Origin of the sequence: Nosocomiicoccus sp. HMSC059G07 (assembly GCF_001815515.1) — a bacterium.
GTDB lineage: Bacteria > Bacillota > Bacilli > Staphylococcales > Salinicoccaceae > Nosocomiicoccus > Nosocomiicoccus ampullae_A.
Window position 1 is genome coordinate 151129 of the sequence record NZ_KV820808.1, and the last position, 6097, is coordinate 157225.

Consider the following 6097-nt stretch of genomic DNA (forward strand, 5'->3'; position numbering starts at 1 on the left):
AGTATGAAGTTTGTACAATTAACTGATGAAGAATATAAAAATTTCATTGAAAACGATGGGCGTGAAAGTGCCTTTTTCCAAATGATTGAAAATAAAGCAAATCGTTTAGTCGACGGACGATGGGAAGTAGAACTGCTCGGTCTTAAAGACAAAGAGGACAAAGTCATTGCAGCAGGACTATTTACAAAAGAACCGAGTGTATTAGGCAAATACTTTTACTATTCAAATAGAGGACCTGTCTTAGATTACGATAATTTAAATATCGTTCGTGCTTACTTTGCTGGCTTAACTGAGTACTTAAAGCAAAACGATGCATCACTCGTTAAAGTGGATCCAAACTGGATTTATAAAAAATACGATAAAGATGTAAAACCTTATGATGATTATGAAAACCGTGACGAAGTCATTCAACTATTAGAGAGTATGGGGTATGTTCACCAAGGATTTACACGAGGCTATTCTAATACATCACAAGCACGTTGGATGAGTGTGTTAGACGTGAGTCAATTTAAAAATGAAGATGAGCTTGTAAAGTCGTTTGATAACTTACGCAGAAGAAATATGCGTAAAGCCAAGCGTTACGGGGTAAAGGTTCGCTTTTTAGAAGTAGATGAGATGGACATTTTTGTCGATATGTATCTCGATACTGCAGAGCGCCAAGACTTTTTTGTCAACGAAGATCCTAGAACTTACTTTAAACAATTCAAAGAAACTTACAAAGACAAAGTACTCGTACCTTTAGCATATATCGAGCTCGATCCTTTTATCGAACAAACAGAAAAAGAAGTCAACAAACTTCAAAAACAAAAAGAAAAGCAAGAGAAAAAAGAAAATCAAAATCAAAAGACGTTAAATAGAATTAACGAATTAGAGAGAAATATCGAAGGACATTTAAATGACCTTGAAAAAGCGAAAGAGTTTAGAGAAAAATACGGCAACGTATTAAATCTCGGTAGTGGGGTATACTTTGTAACACCTTACGAACTCGTATATAACGCAGGTGCTTCAAGCGAGGAATTTAACATGTTTGTTGGTCCATACATGATGCACTTAGAGATGATGAAGTATGCGATGGATCACGGAATTGCACGTTATAATTTCTACGGCGTATCTGGGGACTTTAGCGAAGACGGTGAAGACTACGGAGTATATCGTTTTAAAAGAGGATTTAATGCTCAAATCGAAGAGTTAGTCGGAGATTTTGTGAGAGTCATTCATCCACTTGCAAATAATGTAAACAAGGTTAAAGCAAAGTTAAGACAAAAACTTGGAAAAAGATAGTAAAGGGATGCATTCTAAATGAAAGTTGAAGAGATTTCAGAACAACAATTTTATACGTTTATGAAAACATATAAAGATATGTATCATTTTATGCACGATGAACTATATTATGACTACATGAAAAATAACGCAACAGTCTATTTATTAGGTTTAATAGATGACATGGATAATGTAATTGGGATATCAATGCTGAGTGAGTATCCGCTTGTCAGATTCTTTAAAGCGATGACTACACATTCTGGACCATTAATTCTCGATTATACTAACGATAAGCTAGAATGTTTTATTCAAGAAATCAGTTCATTTGCAAAAGACAAAGGCGCAGCAAGTCTAACATTTTCACCTTATATGATATATCAAGTGAGAGATTCTGAAGGAAATGTCATAGAAAACGATGAGCGAAATAATCATGAAGTCATTCATCTTTTTGAAAGAAATGGATTTAAACATCACGGGTTTACAAGGCAAATGATCTTTGAAGAAAATATACGATTCCAATCTGTAGTAGATATAAGCGGTAGTTTAAAAGATATTTTAAAAAATATGAACTCGTCTACACGATATAATACGAGACAGTGTGAGAAACTCCCTCTGAAACTAAAATATTTAGATGAATCAGAGTATGATAGATTCATTGAAATCTATAAAGATACTGAAGAACGATTACAATTCGATCCAATCCCAGAACATCGTATAAAAGCACAGTTGAGAAATTTAAAAGATAAATCATATATCGTCATGTCTCAAATTAATTTAAACGAATATATCGAGTCTCTAGAGAAAGAGTTTGATGAATTATCTAAAGAGATTGAAGTATTAGAAAATAAAGAGAATAAATCAAACGGTGAAAAACGCCGCTTAAATGAAAAGAAAAACCTAGTGAAAAGTAGAGAAAAACGATTAAATGAAGCAATCACACATCGTGATAAATATGGTGGTTTAATCGATCTATCTGTCGGTATGTATTACTACAATAATAATGAGATGGTATATCTATATAGTGGTAGTTATCCAGAGCACTCACAGTATCTAGGTACGAACTTTGTGACGTGGGAAATGATTAAAAAAGCAAAAGAACTCGGCCTCGAACGCTTTAATATGTTCGGAATTACAGGTAACTTCCATGAAGGTGCGAGTGATTACGGTGTATTTAAGTTTAAGCAAGGCTACAATGCTTATATCGAAGAACTCCCTGGCACATTTACAAAAGTATTTAAACCGATCGTTTTAAATGCTCAAAAGTTAATCGATAAAGTTAGAAAATAATGAAAAAAGAGAAGCACTGATTTTCAAAATCTATAGTGCTTCTCTTTTTATTATGATTTACGTATAGTTGGATTTTCATTAGGGCTTTTATCGAATAACTGTTGTATGTCCTTAAATACTCTTGAATGTTTAAGTCTAGAGTAGATGAGTACAGCTATAATACCACCGATGATTGTTGCACCGACGAATCGCGGTGTATATAAGAACCAGACTGCATTTGAATCAAGGTCCATAAAGAATTGCATAATAGGTACGGATACAATCGATCCGATGATTCCTGTTCCAACGAATTCCCCGAACCATGCTCCAAATATGGATTTTGTGAATTTGTAACATAATCCGGCTAAAATCGCACCAAACAGAGCGCCTGTTATAGCAAGCGGTGGAATGTTAAAGATAAACATTCTTAATATTGCTGTGACGAGGGCGATTAGTGTGACATAAAATGTACCAAATGTTGCAAATATAATGTTAAACACCGTTGACATAGGTGCCATACCTTCGATTCTAATAACTGAAGATAATACAGTGTTTAATGCTATACATATTGAAATGATTGTAAGTTTCTTTGTCGACAATTAAATTTGCACCCATTCTTCTTGTTTATATGACATATCAAAGAATAAGTACTCGAATCTGACACTCATATAAAATGCGTTTAACATTCTTTCTTTTTGGTCGTCGTTTGCTTTATCGTATAATTTGTCGCAAAGATCGATATGTCTTTCAGTTAAGTTGTTAAACTCGTCAGTCACGTACGTATCGATCCAGCTTTGGTAGATCGGTACTGGAGACTTATGTTTCACTAATTCAGCACCGATATCTTGGTATAACCAAGGGCAAGGTAACATCCCCGCAACCGCAACGCCAATGTAGTCTTCAGACTCTACAATTTGTCTATACATATGAGCGATGTAGTGATCAGCTGTCGGCGCAACTTCTGTGTTGTCAAATTCTTCATCCGAAATATTTTGGTCTTTAAAGAAATCTTCACGAACTGCGATTTCTCCTGCTTCTAAATCTTCTCTGTTACGCGTCATAATATCTTTAATTTCTTTATCTTCTGCGCGATCTGCAATTTCACCAAATAGGCGAGAGAAGTGGATTAAGTAATAGCCATCTTGTATTAGATAATATCTAAATGATTCATCGCTTAACGTACCGTCAGCTAACCCTGTAACGAACGGATGCGTGTGGCTACCATCCCAGAATTTCTTTGATAATTCGCGAGCTTTCTCACTAAACTTCATAAAATAATTCTCCTTTTATTTGCACAAAAAAAGCTCCATTAGAGGAGGCTTGTGAAATAAACACATGCAAAATAAGCATGCATATACACAATACCTACGCTAGCATTACCTAGATCAGGTTGTGGGTCAGGTCTTATCTTTCTCAGCCGAAGCTCCCCATGTGCTTAATATTTGATTACAACCGAAGTATACTATACTTTTTACATTTTGTCTTATAAATATAAAAAGATGAAAAATTATTGACAATTTAAAATAGAGCGTTTAATATAATAATTACTTATTCGTAAAAGTAAAAGTAGCTGTTGTAGCAGTCAGAAAACATGTGTTAGATGCGAACATGTACAATGCTATTTTGAATTGGGCGAATAATGTTTAACCAAATATAGATAAGAGAAGCAATTAAGGTGGCACCGCGAAATAATATCGTCCTTACGAATATTATTACGTGGTGCTTTTTTGATTGAATGAGTGAACAGTATTTACTGTTAATATAGGTGGCACCGCGCATTTTGCGTCCTTTTTTAGGATTCAAATTGCGCGTTTTTTTATAAGGAGAGTGATGACAGTGTTATTAAATAATTATTGTGAGTTTAAATTTAAGCGATGGCGTCATCGTGATAAATCTAAATAATATTAAAAATAAGGAGATTATAATAATGAATATTAACACAATAAATAAAATTCAAACTGAAGCAGATAACAATGGATTTTTTGGAGAATATGGCGGTGCATTTGTACCTGAAGAATTAAAAGCGGCTATGACAGAATTAAAAGAAGTGTACAACGAATTAAAACATGATGAATCATTCCAAGAGGAATTTAATTATTATTTAAAAGAATACTCAAGTCGTGAAACACCACTGACATACGCTGAAAATTTAACGAGAACACTTGGCGGCGCTAAAATTTATTTAAAGCGTGAAGACTTAAACCATACAGGTGCTCATAAAATTAACAATGCGATTGGGCAAGCGTTAATTGCACAACGAATGGGTAAAAAACGACTCGTTGCTGAAACAGGTGCTGGACAACACGGAGTTGCAAGTGCAACTGTCGCAGCGATGTTCGATATGGAAATCGTAATCTTTATGGGTGCTGAAGATATGCGTAGACAACGATTAAACGTCTTTAGAATGGAACTTCTTGGTGCAAAAGTTGTCGCTGTTGAAGAGGGGAATCGTACGTTAACTGAAGCAGTAGACGCTGCACTTGAATATTACGTAAAAAACGTCGATGACACACATTACTTACTCGGAAGTGCATTAGGTCCAGATCCATTCCCAACAATTGTCAGAGACTTCCAAAGCGTTATCGGTCGTGAAATTAAAACTCAAATATTAGAAAAAGAAAACCGACTACCAAATGCGATTGTTGCATGTATCGGTGGCGGATCAAACGCAATTGGTACGATGCATCCATTTATCCTAGATGAAACGGTAAAATTATATGGTGTAGAAGCTGCTGGTAAGGGATTTGAAACGAATCAACACTCAATGGCCATAAATAAAGGAAAAGTAAATATATTACATGGTACTAAAATGTATTTAACTGATGATGATGCATATAGTATATCCGCTGGATTAGATTATCCAGGTGCGGGACCTGAACATTGTTATTATAATGACATTGGACGTGTTTCATACGAATACGCAACAGATGAAGAAGCATTAAACGCACTCCAAGTACTGTCTAAAACTGAAGGAATTATTCCTGCATTAGAAAGTTCACATGCCGTCGCACATGCACTAAAACTTGCACCAACAATGAACCAAGACGAAATACTCGTCGTAACAATCTCCGGTCGTGGCGACAAAGATATGGAACAAGTTATGGAATATTTAAATCAATAAACAAAACTACATTACGTATCCGAATATAGTATATATAAGGATGCGTACTTGTTTTTATATATAAAGTTTACATAACATATATTATAGGAAGTTATATGTATTGTAGGATACGAACAAGTACTCACTATCCTTTTTACGTTAACGTATCGAAAATTCGTTTATGCAAATTGCTTTATCGTTCATATAAATTATTTAATTTTATATAATGCTCTTTTGTGTAAACACAGTTATCATTTCGTTAACGCAAATCATCTAATTGTTCACATAATAACTCAGTCGTTTACACAAATTCAATTTGCGTAAAATTAACACAAATATCAGCATTTACCGTTCTATAATACAATAAAAAGATGAAAAACCTCGTGTCACCGAAGCTCTTCATCTTTTAAATGATATGATACATATCTCATGTTAGTCATATAGTTCTTCTTTTCGACGCTTATATTGACC

At 34.4% G+C, this 6097-nt stretch carries 5 protein-coding genes and 1 riboswitch; of the genes, 3 read left to right on the top strand and 2 right to left on the bottom strand.

Annotated elements, in window-relative coordinates:
• Positions 1–3 precede the first annotated feature (3 nt).
• Both HMPREF3029_RS03780 and HMPREF3029_RS03785 read left to right on the top strand, forming a co-directional pair.
• Complete coding sequence (locus HMPREF3029_RS03780; RefSeq protein ID WP_070709922.1) at positions 4–1281, top strand: peptidoglycan bridge formation glycyltransferase FemA/FemB family protein; 1278 nt, start codon at positions 4–6, stop codon at positions 1279–1281.
• 18 nt (positions 1282–1299) lie between these two features.
• On the top strand, positions 1300–2547 hold the full coding sequence (locus HMPREF3029_RS03785; RefSeq protein WP_070709924.1) for a peptidoglycan bridge formation glycyltransferase FemA/FemB family protein: 1248 nt from the start codon (positions 1300–1302) through the stop codon (positions 2545–2547).
• Positions 2548–2597: 50 nt separating this feature from the next.
• Here the strand turns inward: HMPREF3029_RS03785 and thiW are convergent, their stop codons facing one another.
• Together thiW and tenA are read right to left on the bottom strand one after the other, a co-directional pair.
• The gene (gene thiW / locus HMPREF3029_RS03790; protein ID WP_070709925.1) at positions 2598–3125 is read right to left on the bottom strand and encodes an energy coupling factor transporter S component ThiW; all 528 of its coding nucleotides are present in this window, start codon (positions 3123–3125) and stop codon (positions 2598–2600) included.
• Positions 3126–3797 carry a thiaminase II gene (tenA, locus tag HMPREF3029_RS03795; RefSeq protein WP_070709926.1) on the bottom strand — a complete coding sequence of 224 codons (672 nt, stop codon included), beginning with the start codon at positions 3795–3797 and terminating at the stop codon, positions 3126–3128.
• A 73-nt stretch (positions 3798–3870) separates the two neighbouring features.
• Positions 3871–3966, bottom strand: a riboswitch (TPP riboswitch).
• Positions 3967–4468: 502 nt separating this feature from the next.
• Between tenA and trpB the strand changes: the two genes are divergently transcribed.
• Positions 4469–5647 (top strand): tryptophan synthase subunit beta, encoded by a 1179-nt coding sequence (trpB, locus tag HMPREF3029_RS03800; protein WP_144265405.1) that lies wholly within the window; start codon positions 4469–4471, stop codon positions 5645–5647.
• The last annotated feature ends 450 nt before the right edge of the window (positions 5648–6097 follow it).